This is a genomic window from Aromatoleum tolulyticum (genome assembly GCF_900156155.1).
GTDB classification, from domain to species: Bacteria; Pseudomonadota; Gammaproteobacteria; order Burkholderiales; family Rhodocyclaceae; genus Aromatoleum; species Aromatoleum tolulyticum.
Genome location: NZ_FTMD01000019.1, coordinates 18,023 through 39,226, shown reverse-complemented (window position 1 = coordinate 39,226; position 21,204 = coordinate 18,023). Strand labels below are relative to the sequence as shown.

The 21,204-nt window shown below is 67.7% G+C and carries 12 protein-coding genes; all 12 read left to right on the top strand.

Going from position 1 to position 21,204, the window contains the following annotated elements; genetic code table 11:
• Positions 1-5: 5 nt before the first annotated feature.
• The 12 genes from BW991_RS21030 to BW991_RS20980 all read left to right on the top strand — a co-directional run bounded on the left by BW991_RS21030 (position 6) and on the right by BW991_RS20980 (position 21,108).
• Entirely contained in the window at positions 6-1,742 is a 1,737-nt protein-coding gene (locus tag BW991_RS21030) for a hypothetical protein (RefSeq protein ID WP_076604072.1), read from the top strand.
• Positions 1,739-3,643, top strand: a complete 1,905-nt coding sequence (locus tag BW991_RS21025; protein ID WP_076604071.1) for a hypothetical protein — start codon at positions 1,739-1,741, stop codon at positions 3,641-3,643. The genes BW991_RS21030 and BW991_RS21025 overlap by 4 nt, the downstream gene beginning before the upstream one ends.
• A 72-nt stretch (positions 3,644-3,715) precedes the next feature.
• The gene (locus BW991_RS21020; protein WP_076604070.1) at positions 3,716-5,359 is read left to right on the top strand and encodes a hypothetical protein; all 1,644 of its coding nucleotides are present in this window, start codon (positions 3,716-3,718) and stop codon (positions 5,357-5,359) included.
• Entirely contained in the window at positions 5,356-7,395 is a 2,040-nt protein-coding gene (locus BW991_RS21015) for an ATP-binding protein (protein ID WP_076604069.1), read from the top strand. The genes BW991_RS21020 and BW991_RS21015 overlap by 4 nt, the downstream gene beginning before the upstream one ends.
• 138 nt (positions 7,396-7,533) lie before the next feature.
• Positions 7,534-9,843, top strand: coding sequence for an eCIS core domain-containing protein (locus BW991_RS21010; protein WP_076604068.1), 2,310 nt, complete (start codon positions 7,534-7,536; stop codon positions 9,841-9,843).
• A complete protein-coding gene (locus BW991_RS24400; RefSeq protein WP_170879145.1) occupies positions 9,824-13,240 on the top strand; it encodes an eCIS core domain-containing protein in 3,417 nt (1,138 codons plus the stop codon). The genes BW991_RS21010 and BW991_RS24400 overlap by 20 nt, the downstream gene beginning before the upstream one ends.
• A 432-nt stretch (positions 13,241-13,672) precedes the next feature.
• Positions 13,673-14,296: a HEPN domain-containing protein gene (locus tag BW991_RS21000; protein WP_212566935.1), complete on the top strand. Its 624-nt coding sequence runs from the start codon at positions 13,673-13,675 to the stop codon at positions 14,294-14,296.
• 160 nt (positions 14,297-14,456) lie between these two features.
• Positions 14,457-15,350 (top strand): hypothetical protein, encoded by an 894-nt coding sequence (locus BW991_RS23770; RefSeq protein ID WP_139335975.1) that lies wholly within the window; start codon positions 14,457-14,459, stop codon positions 15,348-15,350.
• 152 nt (positions 15,351-15,502) lie between these two features.
• Entirely contained in the window at positions 15,503-17,023 is a 1,521-nt protein-coding gene (locus BW991_RS20995; RefSeq protein WP_076604066.1) for a transposase, read from the top strand.
• Positions 17,024-17,761: 738 nt separating this feature from the next.
• Positions 17,762-18,118, top strand: a complete 357-nt coding sequence (locus tag BW991_RS20990; protein WP_139335974.1) for a transposase — start codon at positions 17,762-17,764, stop codon at positions 18,116-18,118.
• Positions 18,119-18,123: 5 nt separating this feature from the next.
• Complete coding sequence (locus BW991_RS20985; protein ID WP_139335973.1) at positions 18,124-18,564, top strand: IS3 family transposase; 441 nt, start codon at positions 18,124-18,126, stop codon at positions 18,562-18,564.
• 495 nt (positions 18,565-19,059) lie between these two features.
• Positions 19,060-21,108, top strand: coding sequence for a diguanylate cyclase (locus tag BW991_RS20980; RefSeq protein ID WP_076604064.1), 2,049 nt, complete (start codon positions 19,060-19,062; stop codon positions 21,106-21,108).
• Positions 21,109-21,204 lie beyond the last annotated feature (96 nt).

The window sequence follows — 21,204 nt, the reverse complement described above, 5'->3', positions numbered from 1 at the left end:
GCATCATGGCCATCACGTCCTTCCTCTCGCCCAGCCTGCTCGCCGCGTTATCGCTGCGGCCGGCGCTGACGCTGCTGCCGCGCGTGCCGGTGGAAATCCGCCTGCACGAGCCCGAGAAGCGCCCCGACGACCCGCGCCGGCTCAACCTCTTCCCGGGCCGCGCGCTCGGCGAGCGCGAGTTCGAACGCCTGCAGGCCTACGTCGACGATCGCGTCGCGCCGCTGCTGGCGAGCCTCGCGCCGGGCATCGTCGAAGGCCTGCCCTGCACCTTCTTCGGCAGCGGCGCCGACACCCGCGTGCGCGTGCAGCCGGGGCTCGCGGTCGGCGCCGCCGGGCAGCTGATCCGCCTGTTCTACCCGCTCGACCAGGCCTGGACCGACCTCGCCGCGCAGGCCGAGCGCGACCAGGACACGCCGCTGCGCGACGGCCTCTTCCTCGTCACGATCCGCAGCGCCGTCGAGCCCATCGACGACCCGACCGATCAGGAGCCCTGCACCCGCACTGAGCCCGACCCGCTGCGCGAGCGCCGCATCGAGACCGTGTGCCTGCTCGGCCTGCAGCGCATCTCCGGCAGCCCGCGGCTGATGGCGATGCCGCAGCAGCGCGCCGCGAACCGCATCGGCGCGCGCCTGCTGCGCGAGTCGCCGTTCCGGACCGATAGCGGCGCGGTGCCGCTGGGCCTCGTGAAGGTCGTCGGCAAGCTGCCGGTGTGGTTCGACCCGCGCGCCGGGCGGCTCCTCGCCGAACCGGACGCCGCCGCGCATACGCTCCTTGCCCACACTGTCGCCGCACTCGAGGCGTGGCAGCGCGAGCACCCCGCGCCGCTGCCGAACGTGGCGACGCAGACGCTCGCCGAGCTGCTGGGTCTCGACTACCTCCCGGCTGCCGGCCCGCTGCCCGCGGCGCTCCTGCGCGATCCCGCCGGCAAGACGCCGACGCTGGCCTTCCTGCCCGCCGACCTGCAGGTCGAACTCGCGCCGGTGCCTGCGAACACGATCGAAGGCGTCGTCGTCGACGAGCTCGCGCGCGGCACCGTCGACCTCATCCACGGGTTGGGCGAGCGCATCCGCCTGCTACTCGCGATTCCCGACCTCGACTACCGCCGCGATCTCTTCGACCTGCCGCAGCGCGACACGCGCCTCGAGGACGAACTCTTCCGCCGCGCCGAAGCCGCCACCCGCGCCTACCAGGCGTGGAAGTCGCAGTGGTACGCGCTCTTCCACGGTCTCAGCGCGCAGCAGCTGCAGGCGCTGCGCGCGCCGCTGCTGATCGCGAACGCCCCGCCCGACCCCGAGCAGTACCGCATGAAGCTCGTCCTGGACCGCGCGAAGACGCTGCCACCCGCGGCGCCCATGGTGCTGACCCATGTCGCCGCCGCGGTCGGTACCCCGAACCTGCCCGAACCCTACGCCAGCCACCTCGCCGAGCCCCATCCCGCGCCCGAGGACTACGACGTCGTCGAGGACACGCAACCGGGCGACAACGGCCTCTTCCGCCTGCGCGAAGACCTGCGCGCCGACATCCGCCACCTCGAAGCCGCCCTCGACAAGAGCTTCCGCCTGCTCGACGAGGTCAATGACTTCCTCGGCCTGCAGCGCCAGCAGCTCGATGCGCTGACGGTGTCCTTCAGCGCGCTCGCCGGCGGCGTGCCCGGCGACGGCCTCGGCGCGAAGCTCGTGCGCTGGACCACCAAGGCGAACTTCGTGCCCAAGATCGCGACCACGCCGGAGAACCCGACATGAGCGAGTTCCTCAACCGCATCACGGCGAACACCACGGAATTCACCGAGGTGAAGCTCGCCGCCGACACGCCCCTGATCAACGCGACGGCAGGCAATCTCAACCTCGCCGGCGCGGTCCAGATGGAACCGACCATCTCGGCCGGCGCGCTGGCCGCGCTCGCCGACCTGCAGTTCGAGGCCCAGCCGAAGGAACCGCTCACCGACCCGGTGTTCAGCAAGGCACCGACCACCGGCAAGGGCATGCTGTCGCACGTCGAGCTGATCCGCGACAGCTTCGCGAACGTCCGCCGCGATCTCCTCGATCTGCGCGACAAGGCCAACGCCCGGCAGAACCAGGCGAAGTCGCTGATCGACCGCCTGTGCGATTTCCTCGACGACTACCTGAAGCCGGAGGAACTGCGCCGCCTGGGCGTCATCGACGACGACAAGCAGGCCCCGGCCTTCCGCCTGATGGTCGCGCCCGACCTGCACAATTCCGACGGCTTCCTGCTGCGCCCGAAGCTCGACCTGGCAATCCCCCGCCCGGGCGACGCCGGCCCCGACGGCACCCCGCACAACGACGAGTCAGCGCTCTTTTCGGCCGGCAAGGTCGTCGCCGACGACATCCGCAAGATCGAGGCCCTGCGCGGCGCGCTGACCACGCTGCGGCGCCGCCACCAGCAGGCGCTCGAAGACCTGCGCGCGCGCCTCGCCGCGCTCGAAACCGACATCCCCGGCGAGATCCGCCAACTCGACGTGCGCGAACGCGCGCGTGTCGAGGCGCTCGACGACTACGCCGTCGCTCAGCGCCTGCTGGCCGAGCACTGGCGCGAGGTCGAGGCCGCCTACGCCGAACGCAAGCGCGTCATCGAGAGCCACCGCGGCCTCTTTTACGTGAAGGTGCGCGAGACCCCGCTCGGCCGCACCCTCCCCGACCCGCTCGACCTGCGCCCGGCGAGCCCCGACGACCTCGTGCCCGGCTGCGCCAACCGCGACACCGCGCTGCCCGCCGCGCTCGCGCCCTTCATCGAAGCCGTCTACGACATCCCCGCCGGCGACTGGGCGAGCCTGCGCCCACTCGGCCACCTGCTGCCCGGCCGCGCGATCCTCGCCGGCCTCGTCGACACGCGCCGCCAGAAGCTCGCGCTGCGCCTCAACCGCGCGGTGTCGGCAGAAACGCCCGTCCTCACCAGCCTCGTGCAGCAGAACCACGCCCTCGTGCGCGAAGTCGCCGCCCGCCCGTTCAACGCCGGCGCGCTCAGCGAACTGCAGCGCCAGGGCAACGCGATCCTCGCCCTCGACGACCTGCTCGCGATCCCCGCGCCGCTCCTGCGCGACCCCGCGCGCGCGCTGCACCAGCGCCTCGACGCCGCGGCCGGCTGCCTGCTCGCGCGCCTGCGCACCATCGCGCCGTCGATCCGGCTGCAGTGGTCCACCCTGGCCGAAGCCAACCGCCTCGCCGTCGAGACCCCCGAACGCTGGCCCGGCATCGCGGACGCCGAGGAACGCGACTTCAACGGCGTGCGCACGCTGGTCGAACTCGTCGCGTGGTGGTTCCGCCAGCTCGACACCGACGCCTCCGGCGTCGCCCGCACCGCGATGCGCAACCTCGTGCGCGCCTGCCTGCTGCTCGCCGCCAGCGACGACCCGCGGCAGCTCATCCAGGGCACGCTCAAGACGATTCCCGGCCGCTTCCGCATCGGCGAGGCGCTGCGCCTCACGCTCAACCGCGAGGCCGCGCCGGGCACGCTGCTGCAGCTCTTCGACGACGGCCAGCGCGTCATCGCCACCCTGCGCGTCGACGACCACGACGACCAGGGCACCGTCGCCTCGGTCGCGAGCATCCTCGACCCCGAGGTCGAGCGCAATCCGGGCGCGATGCTCAACACCGCGCTGCGCATCAGCGGGCTGAACCGGGGCTGAGGCGATGCGAACAAGGAACCGTAGGGCGGGAGGAGCGCAGCGCATCCCGCCATTCGTCGGCGCCCCCTCCCCATGAACGTCGCCGACCTCCACATCGGCCGCGTCGTGCTGCGCGGCACCGCCAGCGCGATCGACCACGCCCGCGCGACGCTCCCGGCGGCGCTCGCGCGCACGCACTGGCCAGCCGACGAGGCCATCGTCGTCGTCCGCCGCCTCACCGTCGGCGGCACCGCGAGCGAACTGCCCGCCCGCGCCGCCGCAGCCGCCGAACACCTCACCCGCCGCGCCGCCGACCCTTGGAGCCCCGCCGCCGACGCGGCTGAGGCCGTGCGCTTCCGCGACGCACTCGACTACCGCGCCTGCCTCGTGCGCGACCTCCTTAGCGGCACCGCCGCGCGGCGCTGGCTATGGCGCCACCGTGCAAGCCTGCTCGCCCGCCCCGCGGCACAGGCGCTCGCAGACCTGTTCGCCGAAGACGCCCTCGCCCTGCCGGCCCTGCTCGAACGCCCCGCGCTGCGCGACAGCCTGCCGGCCCTGTGGCGCACCCTCGACGCCCCCACCGCCCGCACCCTCCTGCACGCCATCGCCACCGCGACCGGCTGGCAAACTGCCATCACCAGCGCACTCGATCCGACCCATGAACGTCGGGCGGAAAAGCGAAGCGCCTTCCGCCGCATGGATGGCGATGGATTTGGCGAGGCGTCCTTGGGCTCTTCGCCGGTGCATGCGGTGGCGCATTGGGCAAGCTCGGCCTTCGGCTCATCCGCCCTACGGTTCGTGCTACCCATCGACCTGCCCCCATCCGACCCGCGCGTCGTCCTGCAGGCCGTGCTCGCACTGTGGACGCATGCCCCCGCTACATTGGCCGCCTCCACCGCCGGCGAAATCCTGCGTGCCACGGCCGAAACCTTCGTACCTGCCGCGCCAAGCGACGAACCCGAGACAAAAGACCCGCGCGAACCGGACATCGCGACGGCCGACGCCTCCGGCAAGGCCGGCGAACCCGCCGCCGACCCGACCCAAGCCGGCCCCCCCGAAATTCCTGTGCCGGCAAAAGACGCGTCGCATGCCGCCACGCCGCCCGATCACGCCGCAAACGCCGCCGCCCGAAGCACCCCGGAAGGGGATACGCCGGACAAATCACCGACGCGCGCCCCCTCCACGCCCTCCCAAGTCTCCTCCGCCGCGGCTTCGCCCGCGGCACTTCCGTCCGCCGCGGAGCACGATTTTCATACCCGCGGCGGCGGTTTCTTCTTCCTGCTCAACGTGCTGAACCTGCCGGCCCTGCGTGACTGGCGGGCAACGCTCGTCGAGCCTCAGGCCGGCTGGCGCGAGCTCGTCCGCCTCGCCCGCAGCCTGGATTTTTACCCCGACGCCCCGCTCGCCACCTTCCTCGCTGCGGCCTGCGACCTCGCAACGGACGGCGACCCCGCCGCCGCGCTCGCGGCGCTTCCCGCAGGGACCGACCTCGCCCCGGTCTGCGACGCCGCATTCCGCCACTACGGCGCAGCGGCCCTCGCCGCCGCGCTCGCCGATCGCTCCGCCCGCATCCGCGCGACCCGCAGCCATCTCGACGTGCATCTGCGCCTCAGTGACGTTCACCGTGACGTGCACCTCGACATCCGCCGCACCGGCCTCGACCTCGACCCCGGCTGGCTGCCCTGGCTCGGCCGCGTCGTGCGCTTCCACTATGACAGCGGAGGTTTCTCGTCATGAACGCACCCGCTACTCCAGTTCCGCAGTCCGCACCCCGGCTCGACGGCGCCCGCCTGTCGCGCGCCTTCGTCCACGCCGGCATCGCCCACTTCGCCCGCTTGAGCCTCGGCGCCCCGTCGGCGGTGTTCGACGCCCTCGCCGCGAGCCACGCCGGCGACGACCTGACGACCCTCCTCGACACCCCGCGCGACGACTGGCACGCCGCCTGCGTCGCGCTCGCGCGCATCGCCCCCGACCTGCGCGGTCCCCTCGGGCGCCTGCTCGCCGACCTGCAGCTGCAGCTGCACGAATGGTTCGCGCTCGCACTGTGCGGCGAGAACGAATCGAGCTACCTCCTCAATCTCGCGCTCGCCGAACTGCAATCGCCCGGCGCGCTGCGCCCCGGCCTGCACCTCGTCGCGGCCGCAAGCGACGCCCTGTTCGGCGCCCAGTTGCCGCCGCTCGCGCTCCCCAACCACCGCCTCGTGCGCGCCGGCGTGCTCGACGTGGTCGGCGACGGCCCGATGCCCACGCGCACGCTGGCCGTCGCGCCCGAACTGTGGGCGCTGCTGTGCGGCGACACCAGCGCGTGGCGCGACACCGCCCCGCTGCCGGTCAGCAATGCGGTGCTGCCGCAGAGCTTCTGCGAACAGCTGCCCTCGCTCGCCACCATGCTGCGCACCGGGGCCACCCGCCATGTCGTGTTCCGCGGTGCACGCGCCGCCGGCCTCGCCGCCGCCGCGCGTCTCGCCGCCGCCGTGGGCCGCCCGCCGCTGCAGATGGAAGCCGCCACCTGGACGCGTCAGCCCGCGCTCGCCGCCGCGTGCCGCTACGCCGGCTGGCTACCGGTACTCGCGCTGGAGCTCGGTCCGGGCGAACGCCACGTGCTGCCCGAGCACCCCGCGCTCACCGTGCCGCTGCTCCTCGTCACCGGCCGCGACGGTGCCATCGAAGCCCCCGCGCTGGTCGAGATCGACCTGCCCCCGCTCACGACGCAGGAACGCCGCGACGCGTGGCGCAGCGCGCTCGCCGCCAACGATGAGAGCCGCGACGACACCCAGCTGGAAACCCGCCTGCGCGAATTCGCCGGCCACGCGCTCCTCGACGGCCCCACCGTGCACACGCTGGCCGAACGCGTGCGCCTCGACGCCCGGGTGCGCGGCGAAACGCCCGGCCTCGCCCACCTGCGCCGCGCCCGCGCCGGCTTCGGCAGCGAACGCCTGCGCCAGCTCGCCCAGCCGGTCACGCGCGAAGTCGGCCCCGACGAGCTGGTGCTGCCCGACGAGCTCCTCGAACGCTTCGATGCCCTCGTCGCCCGCTGCCGCCAGCGCGAATCCCTCTCGGACGGCCTCGGCGCGAGCCTCGCCGCCCCTGCACCCGGCGTGCGCGCGCTGTTCTGCGGCGAAAGCGGCGCCGGCAAGACGCTCGCCGCCAGCCGGCTGGCAACGCTGCTCGGCGCGCCGCTCTTCCGCGTCGACCTCTCCGCGGTGATGAACAAGTACATCGGCGAATCCGAGAAGAACCTCGGGCGACTCCTCGACGAAGCCGCCGCGCTCGACGTGCTGCTCCTCATCGACGAGGCCGACGCCCTCTTCGGCCGCCGCGGCGAAGGCAAGGAAACCGGCGAGCGCTACGCCAACATGCTCACCAACTTCCTGCTCACGCGCATCGAACAGCACCCCGGCATCGTGGTCCTAACCAGTAACAACCGCGGCCGCATCGACAGCGCCTTCACCCGCCGCTTCGACGCGATCATCGACTTTCCTCCGCCGGGCGTGGCCGAACGCCTGCGTATCTGGCAGTCGCACCTGGGGCAGCGCTCCCCCGACGCCGCCCTGTGCCGTCAGCTCGCAAGCTACTGCACACTGCCCGGCGGCCACATCCGCAACGCCGTGCTGCAGGCCGCGGCGCTCGACCCCGCGGAAGCCGGGAAAAAATCCGGCGAAACCACCCGTCCGATCGCCGCCGAACAGCTCGTCGCCGCGCTGATCGACGAATACCGCAAGATCGGCCGCACCCCGCCGCCCCAGCTGATGCACGCACGGGGGGCGTCATGAGCGCCGTGATCGACGCGATGCACGACCTAGGGCGGGAGGAGCGTAGCGCATCCCGCCAAGCCATCCCTCGTTCTCGCCGCTCTGCGGCGGCGAGATCCATCCTGCCCACCGGATCGCACATCGCGTCGAGGTGACCCCATGAGCAGCCTCGCCCCCGGCCTGCGCCGCAAGAGCACCGCACCCACCGCGGAGAAGATGGCACCGCCGAGCGCCGTCCCGGAATCGAAGCCGGCGCGAAAGGAGGAAGAGCCAGAAACCCAGGCTGGCGCGCCGGCCGCCGAAAAGCACAAAACCCCCGGCTACCTGCAGGCCAAGCTCGCCGTCAGCCACCCGCAGGATCCCGAGGAACGCGAGGCCGACCAGGTCGCCGGCGACGTGCGCCGCGCGCTGCGCACGCCGCAGGACGCCGCAGCCGGCGCGCCATGCCCCACCTGCAGCGGTGCTGCCCCGCGCGGCAGCCTCGAGCCCGCGATCACTCCGCCGAAGAAGGAAGTCCTCGCGCCCAAGTTGCTGCGCGCGGTCGCCACCGGCGAGAGAGAAAAAACCACCGCCGCGACCGGCGAGGGGGAAAAGGCCGGCACCACCCCCGGCGCGAAACCATCGGCGGACGCCCCCAAGACCGCCGCCGGCGGCGCCGACGCCCTCGCCGGCAAGTCCGCGCCCCCCGCCACCGAACAGCGCGTCGCCGCCCGCCAGGGCCAGGGCGCGCCGCTCGACCCCGAGCTGCGCGCCAAGCTCGAAGCCCAGCTCGGCCGCGATCTCTCCGCCGTGCGCATCCACACCGACGCAGAGGCCGACGCGATGTGCGTCGAGATGCACGCGCGCGCCTTCACGGTCGGCAACGACGTGTATTTCGCCGCCGGCAGCTACGCGCCGGAAAGCGATGCGGGTCTCGAACTCCTCGCCCACGAGCTCGCCCACGTCGGCCAGCAGGCCGAGGCCGGCGGCCCGCAGAGCGCCGCGCCCAAGCTGCAGCGCGACTTCTGGGACGACCTCTTCGGCGGCGGCGGAGCGCCCGCCGACCCGATGGCCGCGTGCAACAAGGAGCTCGACGAGGCCGAGAAATGGGCCAAGGCCGGCCCCTATCCGGCCGCGCCACAAGGCATCGTCGGCGGCGGCGGGCTCGGTGGCTTCGACGCCCAGTACAAACCGGATCCCGCCGAAGGCGATGGGATCCTCGACATCACGCAAGGCGTCGCGGTGCAGTTCAAGGACACGCTGGTCCTCAGCGGTGGCGCGATCGCGCCCCACCCCGACCTGCCCGTCACGCCCGAGATCACCGCGCTCGCCGCGCGCCTCAACGCAATCCCGATCCCGCTGCTACGCAATGCGGTGCTCGCCGCCTACCAATGGACGCCGGTCGAGCGGGCACCCTGGATCAACCACCTGAAGTCGCTGGTCGAGACGACCTGGGGCGGCCAGCACAGCTTCTTCCTCAACAAGCCGCGGTGGAGCTGGCTTGGCGCCGACGTCCACGTCACCGTCGACATCGGTGCGCGCGCGAAAGCGGCCGGCGACCACATGGAGACAGAAACCTACAAGTTGCCGACCGGTGAGCGCCTGCTCGACTACGGCATCGCACAGCAGGTCGGGTCCGGCAGCGGGGTTGACGCCTACGACCAGACGATGCGGCTCGCGAGCACCACGACCGACCCGCGGGAAGACAACCTGCTGCGCCGGTCCGTGTTCTTCGGACTCAACTCCGATGCACTCGACGGAACCGCAACCGGCACCCTTAACGGCTTCATCAACACCTTCAACGGCGCAACCGCTGCCGCCGCGCATCAGGAAGTCCGCGTCGAGGTGGTCGGCCATACGAGCGCCTCGGGCAGCGAAGCGCACAACCTGGACCTGTCGGAGCGCCGCGCCGAAGCCGTGCGCGACTACCTCGCGAACAACGGCTTCGCCAACACGGCGTCCCGCGTCACCATCACGCCGCGCGGAGAGACCGAGGCAGACCAGACGCAGCCCAAACTCGCCAACGACCAGAGAGTGGACCTCATCGTCGACGGCGGCGCAGGCATGATCTCCGCCACGCATGAATGGGGCCATGCCTTCGGCCTCGACGACGAATACCTCACCGGCGGCACCAACATCGGCGATCCCGTCGCCCACGACGCGATGGCCAAGGCCATGACCGACGCGGGCGGCACCGCGCTGCCCGGCGCGATCACCGAACACAACGCCGGCATCATGTCCTTCGGCACCGAAGTGCGCCCGCGCCACTACGCCACCTTCCACCACGCGCTCACCACCGTCACGGCCCAATCCCCGTGGTCGCTGGGCCTGCACAAGCCCAAGTGGCAGGTCGCGATGGAATGCGGCGCGCCCTCGCCGAAGGGCGACTGGCCGACGCCGACCCCGAAGCAACCGGCACCCGGCGCCGTCCCCGGCACCCCGCCGCCGGGCGCCATCCCGGGCAGCGACAATGGAAGCGCCGTCGCCTAAATTCGCGCGCCGGCCGCGCGAACGGCCGGCCAGCGCCCCTGCGCCCGCCTCCGCCCCGGCGCACGCCGAAAAGCCGCTCGCCCGGAAACCGGCCACGACACCGCCGCTGCCGGCATACGCGCGCGCCAAGCTCGCCGTCAGCCAACCGGATGACCCCGCCGAAAAGGAAGCGGACGCCGTCGCTACCCGGGTCGCGCGCACAGCCGCGGCCGACGCCGCGCCGCCGGACGCCGAAACCGCCCCTCGGGCTCCGGTCCCCGCGGCGCAGCAGATCAGCCGTTCGGCAAGCCCGCCCGCCTATCTGCAGAACACCGCCCAGCGCCAGGCCGACCGCACATCGCTGGGCGATCCCCCCGCCCCTGCGCCCGATGCGGCGCGCGGCATCGAGGACCGCATCCGCGCCCGCCACGGCGCCGGCGCATCCCTGCCGGCCAACGTGCGCGGCGAAATGGAAGGCAGCTTCGGCCGCGAGTTCGCCGACGTCAGCCTCCACACCGACGCCGAAGCCGCCACCCTGTGCGCGGCAACCGGCGCCCGCGCCTTCACCGTCGGCAGCGACGTGTTCTTCGCCGCGGGCGAATACGCCCCCCACACCGACGCCGGCCGCGAGCTGCTGGCGCACGAGCTCACCCACGTCGTGCAGCAGGACGGCGGCACGCGGCAGATCCAGCGCCTCGCCGAACCCGAAGACAACGGCCAGCCGCACTCCGACCCGCCCGCCAGCGCCGCCTACCGCGACCTGTGCACCGTCGATATCCCCGCCCCCAAGGCCCAGCACGCCGCCATGTACCGCGCCTGGGCCGGCGCCAACCGCCTGCGCCGCCCCGCCGGGCGCCGCATTACCCGCAGCACCAACCAGATCACCAACTGGAACCGCGACATCGCGGTCGACGAAGACAAGGTCCGCACCAAGCTGCAGGCGCGCAACATCACGCCCCCCACTGCGCCGGGCGCCAAGATTGCGCTGTCGATCAACGGCCGCGAACGCATCGAGCGCACCCTGCCCGAACTGACGACGCTCGTGAAGATCCCGACCTGGGACCGCGCCGGCAGCGCGCGCCGCTTCCAGGTCGACCACAAGATCGAATACCAGGTCGCATCCGGCGACGGCGCCGTCGACACGATCGAAAACTACGAACTCTTCGACCCCTTCCTCAACCAGTCGAGCGGCAGCGGCCTGATGATCTCGATCCGGCAGAAGGTGCAGCGCTACCTATCGACGATCGACCCCTACAAGTCCCGCAGCGGCGAACCCAAGGCGAGCTGGGCAGACGCCGGCGACTGGCTCGCCGGCCACGCCATCGTGTTCACCGAAGTGCGCGGCGGCGGCGGCACCGCCAGCGTCGCGACCGGCAGCTGGTCGAAGGACGACATCGAAGCGATCAAGCCGCTCGACAACGCCGCCGAAGTGCCCGACCCCACCAAGGGCAAGGCCGACGAATTCGTGCTCGCCTCCGGGCCGGGCGGCTTCCAGCTCGCGCGCATCCACCATCCCGCCGCCCAATCCGCCTTCGCCGTGCCGGCGGGTGCCGCCACCGCCATCGCCGGCCTGCGTCTCGGCCAGATCAGCCTCAACGGATCGGAAGCCACCGGCACCGCCGGCACCGCCATCGGCACCCTCCAGGCCACCTGGAACCTGCCCGAAGCCTGGCAGCCCGCCAACCCCGACCTCAGCCTGAGTCTCAAGGCGTCCGGCGAATACCTCGGCTATCCCGACCAGATCCCGCCGCTCAATCTGAATTTCAGCGGCCTCTCGCCGGTGAGCTTCGACACCGTACGCGTGCAGGACGGCAAGCTCTTCGCCGAAGGCCAGCTGACGCCCTCGATCCCCCTGTTCGGCGCCCCGCTGACCGTCACGCTCAACGGCCGCGACCTCACCTTCAGCCTCACCTACACCGCCGAGCAAATCAACATCCCCATCCCCGGCGTGCAGGTCGACAGCGCCGCCGTGAGCCTGCTGTACTCCACCGCGCGCGGCTTCGGCGTCTCGGGCAGCGTGTTCTTCAGCGTCCCGCGGGTGGGCGGCGGCACGCTCAACGCCGCCGTCACGCAGGCGGGCGGCTTCGAAGCGACCGGCAGCTTCGATTTCGACCGCAATCTCTTCGACCGCGCGCGCGTCCAGGTCTCCTACCGCAACGGCGTCATCGGCGCCGAAGGCACCGTCGGCATCGACACCCCCAACAAGATCCGCGGCATCCGCAGCGCCTCGGCGACGGTCAGCGTCAGCGACGGTCGCTGGAGCTTCAGCGGCAACGCCCAGCTCTCCGTCCCTGGCGTGCGCGAAGCGGCCATCGCCATCACCCAGGGCGACAATGGCATCACCATCGCCGGCGACGTCGCGCTCACCGCCAACCCCGCCATCCGCTCCGGCTCCGTCCATGTCCAGGCCGAACAGGCGGACGGCCAATGGAAGCTCTCCGCCAGCGGCACCGCCCAGCCCGCGATCCCCGGCGTCGACTCCGAACTTGCCGTCACCTACGACGACGGCGCCTTCGACGCGCGCTTTTCCGGCGCCTTCACGCGCGGCATGCTCTCCGGCCAGATCACCGTCGGCGCCACCAACCGCAGCGTCGGCGCGGACGGCAACCCCGGTGGCGCGCCCAGCGGCCCCGACGCCCCGATCATCGTGTACGGCAGCGGCTCGGCGACGGTGCAGATCGCCCCCTGGCTGCAGGGCACCGCGGGCCTGCGCCTCGACCCCAACGGCGAGATCACCGTCTCCGGCGAAATCGCCCTGCCCAGCTCGCTCGAGATCTTCTCCAAGCTCGAATACGACAAGCGCCTCTTCGGCATGTCGACGCAGATCCCCATCATCCCCGGCGTCGTCGCCGAAGTCGGCGGCAACCTCAGCGCCAACGCCAGCATCGGCCCCGGCGCGCTCGACCAACTGCGTGTCGGCATCGAATACAACCCCTCGCACGAGGAAAACACCCACGTCACCGGCGACGCCCACCTCAACGTCCCCGCCGAAGCGGGATTGAGACTCGCCGCCCGCGCCGGCGTCGGCCTCGGCATCACCGGCGCCAGCGCCACCGGCGGCCTCGAGATCGGCGGCGCGCTAGGCATCTCCGGCGCCGCCGAAGCCAGCGTGCACATCGACTGGATGCCCTCCCAAGGCCTCGCCATCGACGCCGAAGCCGCCCTGCACGCCCAACCCAGTTTCCGCTTCGACGTCTCCGGCTACGTCGCCGTCACGGTACTGGGCGCCAGCCTCTACGACGAACGCTTCGAACTCGCGGCGTACGAGCTCGGATCGGGGCTGGAGTTCGGCGTGCGCTTCCCGGTCACCTACCGCGAAGGCGAACCCTTCGACGTCTCGCTGGATGATCTGGAATTCGAGGTACCGGACGTCGATCCGGCAGCGCTGGTGCGGCAGTTGGGAGAGCGGATTTTCTGACGGGGTGTACCCAAACATCGCGTCGCCGGCACGGGCGACGTGTCGGACGTCATTTCGTCCTATTCGGGAGGCGACGCCGCCCCCGCGCGCGCCCCATCCATCAATCCTCGACATTTCCGACGACCGCATCCGGCCGCACGACCGCCATTCCGCAGCGGCACCGATCAACCCGCGCCCCCTCCCGCCACGCGACCTTTTTCACGCCAATTCAATCGCTTGCACGAACGTCACGGCCACGGCGGCCGACCGATTGACAATGCCATAGCGCTGACCTATGGTCATAAGAATGACAGACGTTTAGGTGGATACGAGAGCGATGAAAACCAGCACACCACCTCGGGATAGGCCGATTCGGCCTATCCCAATATTCATGCTTTCCGTCTACTACAACTGTTCGGCCTCAACAGGGAATCGCACGAGATGCCGCTAGACATGCTGCTCCCAAGTAAAGATGGATTCGAGAAAGACCCTCTCGGATATGGAGCTCTTGGCTGGCACAAATGGGCAATGGCTCAAACGGTAGCTGGCTTCAACGTCGATCTTGAAGCAGGGCCAACGAGTGAAGACCTAAAGTCTCCCGTGCTGTGGCTTTCGCACGCACATGCAATGGCCGAAGCGGCTCGCGTACTAATTCAGGGCAACCCAAACCTTGACCCTATGCCACCTAACATCCGTGGCGTATCTCACTGCCAGTATCACGCGATTGCCCTAATGTTGGTCGGTTACAGTCTCGAGATATGCCTCAAGGCAATGTTAATTATCAAGAAGGGGGTCGCAACATATCAGGCCGAAGAAAAGGAGCATCGACACCACCGTCTCGAAGAGTTGGCAGCATTCATCCCTGGCTTGAGCTCCAAGGACGAAGCAATACTGAAGGCACTTTCCCATTTTGTCCGCTGGGCGGGTCGGTATCCCGATCCTGGATTTGGTAAAGAAAGTCACGCCAAAGAGATATTTGCCCTCTCCGAAAGCTTTCAGATCAGCGCCAAAGACTTATTCCGTCTTGCCGCCCACATCATGGGGCACACTCATGAAGTGTTGGCGCAGAACCCGTGAGCATGCGCGCACTGAGGCCGAACCCGGCAGTCGAGCGGACCTGCGCAAAAAGCCGCGCAGGCCGCTCACTTCTACGTTGGGCGCCGAATCAACGCATCCCTTCTGTTCTAGCAGTCATCCCTATAACCCTCCGCCAAAGCGAAATAGTAATCGGAGCGCAATGAAGTCTGAACCAATCATTGACTGCTTTTGTCTTTGGTCCGATCTCCTCGGATTTGGTCGTACTTTTGAGGAAGGCGGGTGGTCACTCTCAAACGAAAAAGTAAGAAAAATTGCCGAGCGTCTTGCGGCAATCGAGAGGATGCTATTTAGGTCAAACGCTCCGAGACAAGAATATGTATTTCTATTAAATGATGGCGTTGCAAGAAATCTTGATTGGCCGCATCCTGAGCCAGGATATCTATCTGGTGTTCTACATTGGCTCCAGTCAGTATTGACCAATCACTGGCAGATCAATGCCATCGAAAGGCAGAATGGTCATCCGGGAATGAGATCTGTCCTATGTAGCGGGCAGCGAATGGATCTTCGAGAGTCGACAAAAAACTCCCTATCTCAGGTTCTAGCTCCGGAGTCCATGGCAGAGCACTTAGCTCGGGATATTTCTGTCTACTCGCCGCAACAGTTTCAAATGAACCTGGCCTTCTCCAAGGCTTATCTATTGGAAAGTCTTGGTTCAAAAGCAGGCTTAACCGGCCCGAACTTCTTTATCGAGGACAGTCTTTTCCATGATCTTGTCCAGATATGTGCAAATGAAAACGTGGTCATGCTAGACGGAAAATTGGAGTATCAAACCACAACAGAAACCACTGACCACAGACATGTTTTCACCATACTCGGTAACGCTCAGAGCAAACGAGTCCTTCGACTTGCAATAGAGTTCGATGCAAAAGTAGTAGAGGTAAATCACCGGGGTATTGCAGCAAAGCTCCACAAAGTTACTCGGTTCCAACCTATGGACGAGAACGACAGCTTCTGGTTCGACTTTTGTGGCTACAACTTTGAACCAACCCCATTACCGAGCAGTTATGCCAAAGACGGAAGTCTTGCAATTTGACACCTCGGCGCCCAACCCATCATTCCACCGGACCTGCGCGAAAAGCCGCGCAGTCCGGTGAATTCAGACGTTGAGGCTGTAGAAAAACCCCGGCCGCAGCGTACACACCAATGCCTCCGGTATAATTCGGCAACGTCTCCCGGAGTTCCGCGATGCCCCGCTTCAAGACGCCCGACTATGGTCTCAAGATGATCCCGGTGGATTTCGACCGGCAGGTGATTGCGGGGAGTTTCGAGCACGCACTCTGTCATCTGGTCGACCACGAGATCGATCTTTCGGGGCTACGCGCGCGCTACCGCAATGACACGACGGGCGCGCCGGCGTTCTCACCGGCCGTGTTGCTCAAAATCGTGCTGCTCGGTTACTCGCGCGGGTTGGTGAGTTCGCGTGCCATCGCCGCAGCCTGCCGCGATAACGTGCTGTTCATGGCGGTGTCGGGCGACAGCGCACCGCACTTCACGACAATCGCCGGCTTCGTCGCCGAACTCGGTGACGAAGCGGCCCGGATCTTTGCGCGGGTGCTGATGATTTGTGATCGGCAAGGATTGATCGGACGCGAACTCTTTGCCATCGATGGGGTGAAGCTGCCGGCCAACGCGAGCAAGGCCAGGAGCGGTACCCGTGCAGACTTCCTGCGCGAGGCCGACAAGATGGAGACGGCGGTCAAGCGCATCATGGCCAGCCACGCCACGGCCGACATGAACGGCGAAGACGCCGAGGCCTCACGCGCGGCGCATACGCTGGAACGACTCAAAGCCGAAGCGGCGAAGATCCGCGCTTGGCTGGACGCGCATCCCCACGAGCGGCGCAGCGCCAAAGGCAAACCGCGGCTGAGCAATCGCACCGACAATGAATCGGCCAAGATGGCTACCGGCAAAGGCGTGATCCAGGGCTACACCGGGGTGGCCGCGGTCGATGCGAAGAACCAGATCGTCGTCGACGCCCAGGCGCACGGCACGGGCTCCGAGCAGGAACTGCTCCTGCCGGTGGTCGAGGCGACTGCGCCGTTCCGGACGCCCGACACTACGATCTGTGCCGACGCGGGCTACCATTCGGAAGCGAACTTGAAGGCGCTGGCGGACGGCAGGATCGACGCTTACGTCTGCGACAACGATTACCGCAGCCGAGACACCCGATATGCCGGGCAGGCGAGTCACAAGGCGAAGCCCGATCCGCTGTGGGACAAACGGAAGGTAGACCGGAAGACGCGCTGCTTCCGGCCTGCCGATTTCACGCTGGCCAACGACCGCTCTCACTGCGTCTGCCCGGCCGGCAAGAAGCTGTACTCGAACGGCTCGAACTGCACCTTCAACGGCTATGCCGCGATGAAGTTTCGCGGCGCCGAGCGCGACTGCGTGCCGTGCGTGCAGCGCGACCAGTGTCTGCGCACCCCTGACAAGACCAAGACGCGCCAAGTCGCCTTCTTCCAGGGCAAGCGCGCCAGTGAAGAGAGCCACACGGAGCGGATGAAACAGCGGATCGACACCGACACAGGCAAGAGCATGATCACCGCGCGCTTTGCCACCGTCGAGCCGGTCTTCGGCAATCTGAGAAACAACAAGCGGCTTCACCGCTTCACATTACGCGGCCGATGCAAGGTCGACGGCCAGTGGAAGCTCTACTGCATGGTGCACAACATCGAGAAGCTGGCGCACCACGGGTATGCACAATGAGCGGGGCACGCCACGGCAGCACGCCGCCACGCATACGGGGCACAGGGCGCGAACGACGAAAGACGAACGTATGACGGACTCAGGCTGATCCAGACCGCAAAATGACGAACCAGACATCGTCGGCTATCGCCGACACGGATCGCTTGCCCGGAAATCGAGTTTTTCTACACCCTCGTTAGTTCTCGAACTACATGAAGCACCGCGGCATTCTATTTTTTGTGTTTTGCAGTGCGCTGCTGGAGTCCATTGCATTGGGGCGACAGAAGGCGTGGCGGGAATCTCTAAATAAATGGCTATGCGAGACCCCACGCCCACCTATGCCAGGAGTAGTAGACTCGCTCTTGGCTTCTGGCGGAATTGAATGGATGCTAGCATTTGCACCCCCCGCAATTCTTGGGTTAATTTTTATTTCTATAGCTTCGCGGTGGCCCATAGAAATCTGGTTCACAGTGCTTGCGTTGCATTTAGCAATCAGATTCAGTGCCTTCGCCGCGTCTAGTGAGCCGTGGGGAGCCTGCGGCCTAAGGAGAGATCATGTTCTTACGGCTCTGCTCGCCGATATTGCGTTTCTTGTTTTTGCTGTTGCCGGCGCCGTCGTTGGCGGACTGGCAGTGTTTATAATTCGACGTCTCCGAGCTTATATGAAATGACTATTTCGTCTAACATCTCAATGCACCGGACCGGGTGGTTCCTACGGTTTGGTGGACACCCTGAACAAACTGTTCAGGAGTGTGTGCAATGCCCAAACCAGGACCCAGGACGACCAGCCGATATAGTGCTCATTTCAAGGCAACGGCAGTACGGCTGAGCCAGTTGCCGGGGGTAAGGGTGAATGATGTCGCGGCCTCACTTTCCATTCATCCGTTCATGTTGTCGCGATGGCGCAAGCAGGCGCGCGAGGGGTTGATCCTGACCAAGACCGTTGAGATCGATAAGGATGTGGCGGCCGAGCTCAAGGAGTTACGCAAGCTCAAGAAGGACTACGAGCGCCTGAAGCTGGAGCACGAGCTGTTAAAAAAAGCCATCGCGTTCACTTCCGCTCGAAAGGGGACGTCTTTGCCTTCATCGAGCACTGTCAGGAAGCGTTCCCGGTGAGGACGATGTGCCGGCTCTACGGTGTCAGCCCCTCTGGCTATTATGCTTGGCGACAGCGCCCGGCCTGCGCTCGTGCCAATGAGGACGCCCGTCTGCTGGACAAGATTCAAGCGGTCTATCAGGCCAGTCGCGAGACCTACGGCAGTCCGCGCGTGCATGCGGCATTGAGAAAAGCAGGCGAAGGTGTCGGTAAGCGACGCGTAGAGCGCCTGATGCGTGAGCACGGTGTTCGCGCCTGTTCCGCGACGCTTTACCGTCGTATGCCTCGCCTTGCGCAGTTCTTCGACAGTGTTGAGAGCAAGGCACACAAAATCGACGTAGAGCGTCCCGATCAGGTCTGGGTCGGTGACGTCACGTATTTGAAAGTACGCAATCAGTGGCGTTACCTCGCCACAGTGATGGATCGCCATTCGAGGCGCTTGCTCGGATGGTCTCTCGGAAAATAGGGGACAGACCACGATTTCCACGAAGATGAGCGAGGAGTCGTGTAGCATTTATGCGTTCAACATCTTCCGCTCACCGCCATCCCGCGCCGCCCTCGCCTGTCCCTGCCTCACGTTCCACTTCACCTGATCCAGCGCGGCAATAACCGGCAGGCCTGCTTCTACGCGGACGAAGACTACGGCGGTACCTCGACTGGCTCGACGAGTACGCAGCGACAACTGGCTGCCGCATCGTAAGCGTCCGCCCAGCGCACTTGGGCGCCGGGCGATGCCGGGCAAGCCGGGGCAACCACGAAGGCCGCCCCAGCCTGAACCAGACCTCCTTGCGTGACCTCGCGCAGTGTGTTCCCGGAAAAACGTGGTCCGTCCCCGATTCAGTCCCCGATTCATGCTAGCGCCGGCCCCCCCTGCCTTCGACCGCTGCCGGGGTCGTTCGCAATTCATTTGCGTGCTGGACGCGGATACACTGCGTGCACTGCCCGCGAGGCCCTGCTCCTGATGTCGTTCTTCCGCACCGTGAAATTCCGCCTCTTCGGACTCGGCGTCGTACTCATCGTCGTCGGGGTGCTGGTGCGTCAGCTCGTCATCCTGCCCGCGGTGCGGGACCGCGTGCACGAAGTCGTCGCGGACGCGCAGCTGTCGATCGCGACCTACGTCGCACGGGACATCGCTTACAGCCTCCGGGTGCGCCGTGCGCTGATCGGTGAATTGGCGGGCACGCTACCGCCTGCGCTGTTGCGGCAGCCCGCGCAGCTCGCGGCGTGGCTCGGCGAGCGCGAACGCCTGAACCCGCTCTTCGACCGCGGGCTGCGGGTGCTGCAGCCCGATGGCGAGCGGGTGGCGGACAGCCCCACGGCCGCCGATCCGTCGCCCTTGCCCGCCCCTGCCGAGGCCGATTGGTTCCGCGCGGCACTCGGCTCGGAGGGGGCGGTGATCAGCCGGCCGCAGCGCAACGGCGCCGACGGCGCACCGGTCATCGTCATGGCGGCATCGGTGCGCGGTGCCGACGGGCGCGTGCTGGGCGTGCTGGCGGGCGGGCTGCGGCTCGACGCGGGTGGCTTTGACGATCTGCAGCAGACGCTGCTGGGCGCAAGCGGCGGATTCCTGGTGATCTCCCCCGCCGACGGCGTGGTCGTCGCCTCGAACGACCCGGCGATGGTGCTCCGGCCCACCCCGGCACCGGGCGTCAACCCGCTGCTCGATCGCGCGCTGGCCGGATATCGGGGCACCGGCATCATGGTCGACGCGCAGGGCACGGACGAACTCGCGGCCATCGCGGCCGTGCCCGACACCGGATGGATCGTCGTCGCGCACAAGCCGACGGCCGAGGTGTCGCAGCCGGTCGCGGAGCTGCGCCGCCTGCTGTGGCGCAATTCGTTCGTGACGATGCTGTTCCTGAGCCTCATCCTGTTGGTGTTGCTGCCGCGCATGCTGCGCCCGCTGACCAACGCGGCCCGTTCGATGCGCGAGATGGCCGAAGGCAAGCGGGAACTCGCGCCGCTGCCCGTGGCGCGCCGGGACGAGGTCGGCGACCTGCTGCTCGGATTCAATGGTCTGGTGGCAAGGCTGCGCGACAAGGAGCAGGCCCTGCTGCAAACCCTGAAGCAGCTCGACCAGCTCGCCGGCACCGACATGCTGACCGGGGCGTGGAATCGACGCCAGTTCCATGAAGTCGTGGCGCAGGAACTCGAGCGCGCCCGCCGCTATCGCCATCCGCTTGCGCTGATGCTGCTCGACGTCGATCTGTTCAAGGGAATCAACGACCGCCACGGCCACGTCAAAGGCGACGAGGTCCTGCGAACGGTCGCGAACCGCATCCGCAGCACCTTGCGCACGTCCGATTCGCTGACCCGCTGGGGCGGCGAGGAGTTTCTCGTGCTGCTGCCCGAGACCGATCTCGCGAACGCGGCCGTGCTGGCCGAGCGCACGCGAGCCTGCATCGCGGCGCACCGCATGGAAGGCGTCGGCGGCGTCACGGCGAGTTTCGGCGTGGCCGAACTGGGCGACGCCGAATCCCGCGACGAATGGATCGCGCGCGCCGATGCCGCGCTATACCGCGCCAAACAGGGCGGACGAAACCGCGTCGAGGCCGACCATGCCGTGGTCGGCCGCGTGGCCGGGCACGACGGACTGGTCAAACTCGTCTGGCACGCCGCCTTCCAGAGCGGCGACGCCGAACTGGACTCCGAACACCGCGAGCTGTTCGACGAAATCAACGCGCTCTGGGCCCTGGTCGTTGCGGAGCGGCCCGTCGAGGAGATTCGCGCTACCATCGACGCGTTGCACCGCAAAATGGTGCGCCATTTCCGCGACGAAGAACGCCTCCTGCAGCGCGTCGGCTACCCCGACCTCGCCGCGCATGTGCAGATGCACGACGCGCTCACCGCCAGGGCGGACGCGTTGATCGAGGACTTCCGCCGCGGCGGCGCGGACTTCGGAGCGCTCTTCACCTTCCTCGCCCACGACATGGTCGCCAAGCATATCGTCAGCCGGGACCGGGCCTATTTTCCCTACCTGAGCAAGCGCGCTCAGCCCCAATGCTGTTAAGTTAACCCGATATGCACGCATGCACGGCGTTGCGCGATGTCGCGACGAGTGCGAAAAAGGCGGTGCCCTATCGTCAACACCGCGTTCCGGACTCAA

Excerpts from the sequence above, each read along its gene's own strand:
- BW991_RS21030 (WP_076604072.1), top strand. The coding sequence starts at position 6 with ATGGCCATCACGTCCTTCCTCTCGCCCAGCCTGCTCGCCGCGTTATCG.
- BW991_RS21025 (WP_076604071.1), top strand. The coding sequence starts at position 1,739 with ATGAGCGAGTTCCTCAACCGCATCACGGCGAACACCACGGAATTCACC.
- BW991_RS21020 (WP_076604070.1), top strand. The coding sequence starts at position 3,716 with ATGAACGTCGCCGACCTCCACATCGGCCGCGTCGTGCTGCGCGGCACC.
- BW991_RS21015 (WP_076604069.1), top strand. The coding sequence starts at position 5,356 with ATGAACGCACCCGCTACTCCAGTTCCGCAGTCCGCACCCCGGCTCGAC.
- BW991_RS21010 (WP_076604068.1), top strand. The coding sequence starts at position 7,534 with ATGAGCAGCCTCGCCCCCGGCCTGCGCCGCAAGAGCACCGCACCCACC.
- BW991_RS24400 (WP_170879145.1), top strand. The coding sequence starts at position 9,824 with ATGGAAGCGCCGTCGCCTAAATTCGCGCGCCGGCCGCGCGAACGGCCG.
- BW991_RS21000 (WP_212566935.1), top strand. The coding sequence starts at position 13,673 with ATGCTGCTCCCAAGTAAAGATGGATTCGAGAAAGACCCTCTCGGATAT.
- BW991_RS23770 (WP_139335975.1), top strand. The coding sequence starts at position 14,457 with ATGAAGTCTGAACCAATCATTGACTGCTTTTGTCTTTGGTCCGATCTC.
- BW991_RS20995 (WP_076604066.1), top strand. The coding sequence starts at position 15,503 with ATGCCCCGCTTCAAGACGCCCGACTATGGTCTCAAGATGATCCCGGTG.
- BW991_RS20990 (WP_139335974.1), top strand. The coding sequence starts at position 17,762 with ATGCCCAAACCAGGACCCAGGACGACCAGCCGATATAGTGCTCATTTC.
- BW991_RS20985 (WP_139335973.1), top strand. The coding sequence starts at position 18,124 with ATGTGCCGGCTCTACGGTGTCAGCCCCTCTGGCTATTATGCTTGGCGA.
- BW991_RS20980 (WP_076604064.1), top strand. The coding sequence starts at position 19,060 with ATGTCGTTCTTCCGCACCGTGAAATTCCGCCTCTTCGGACTCGGCGTC.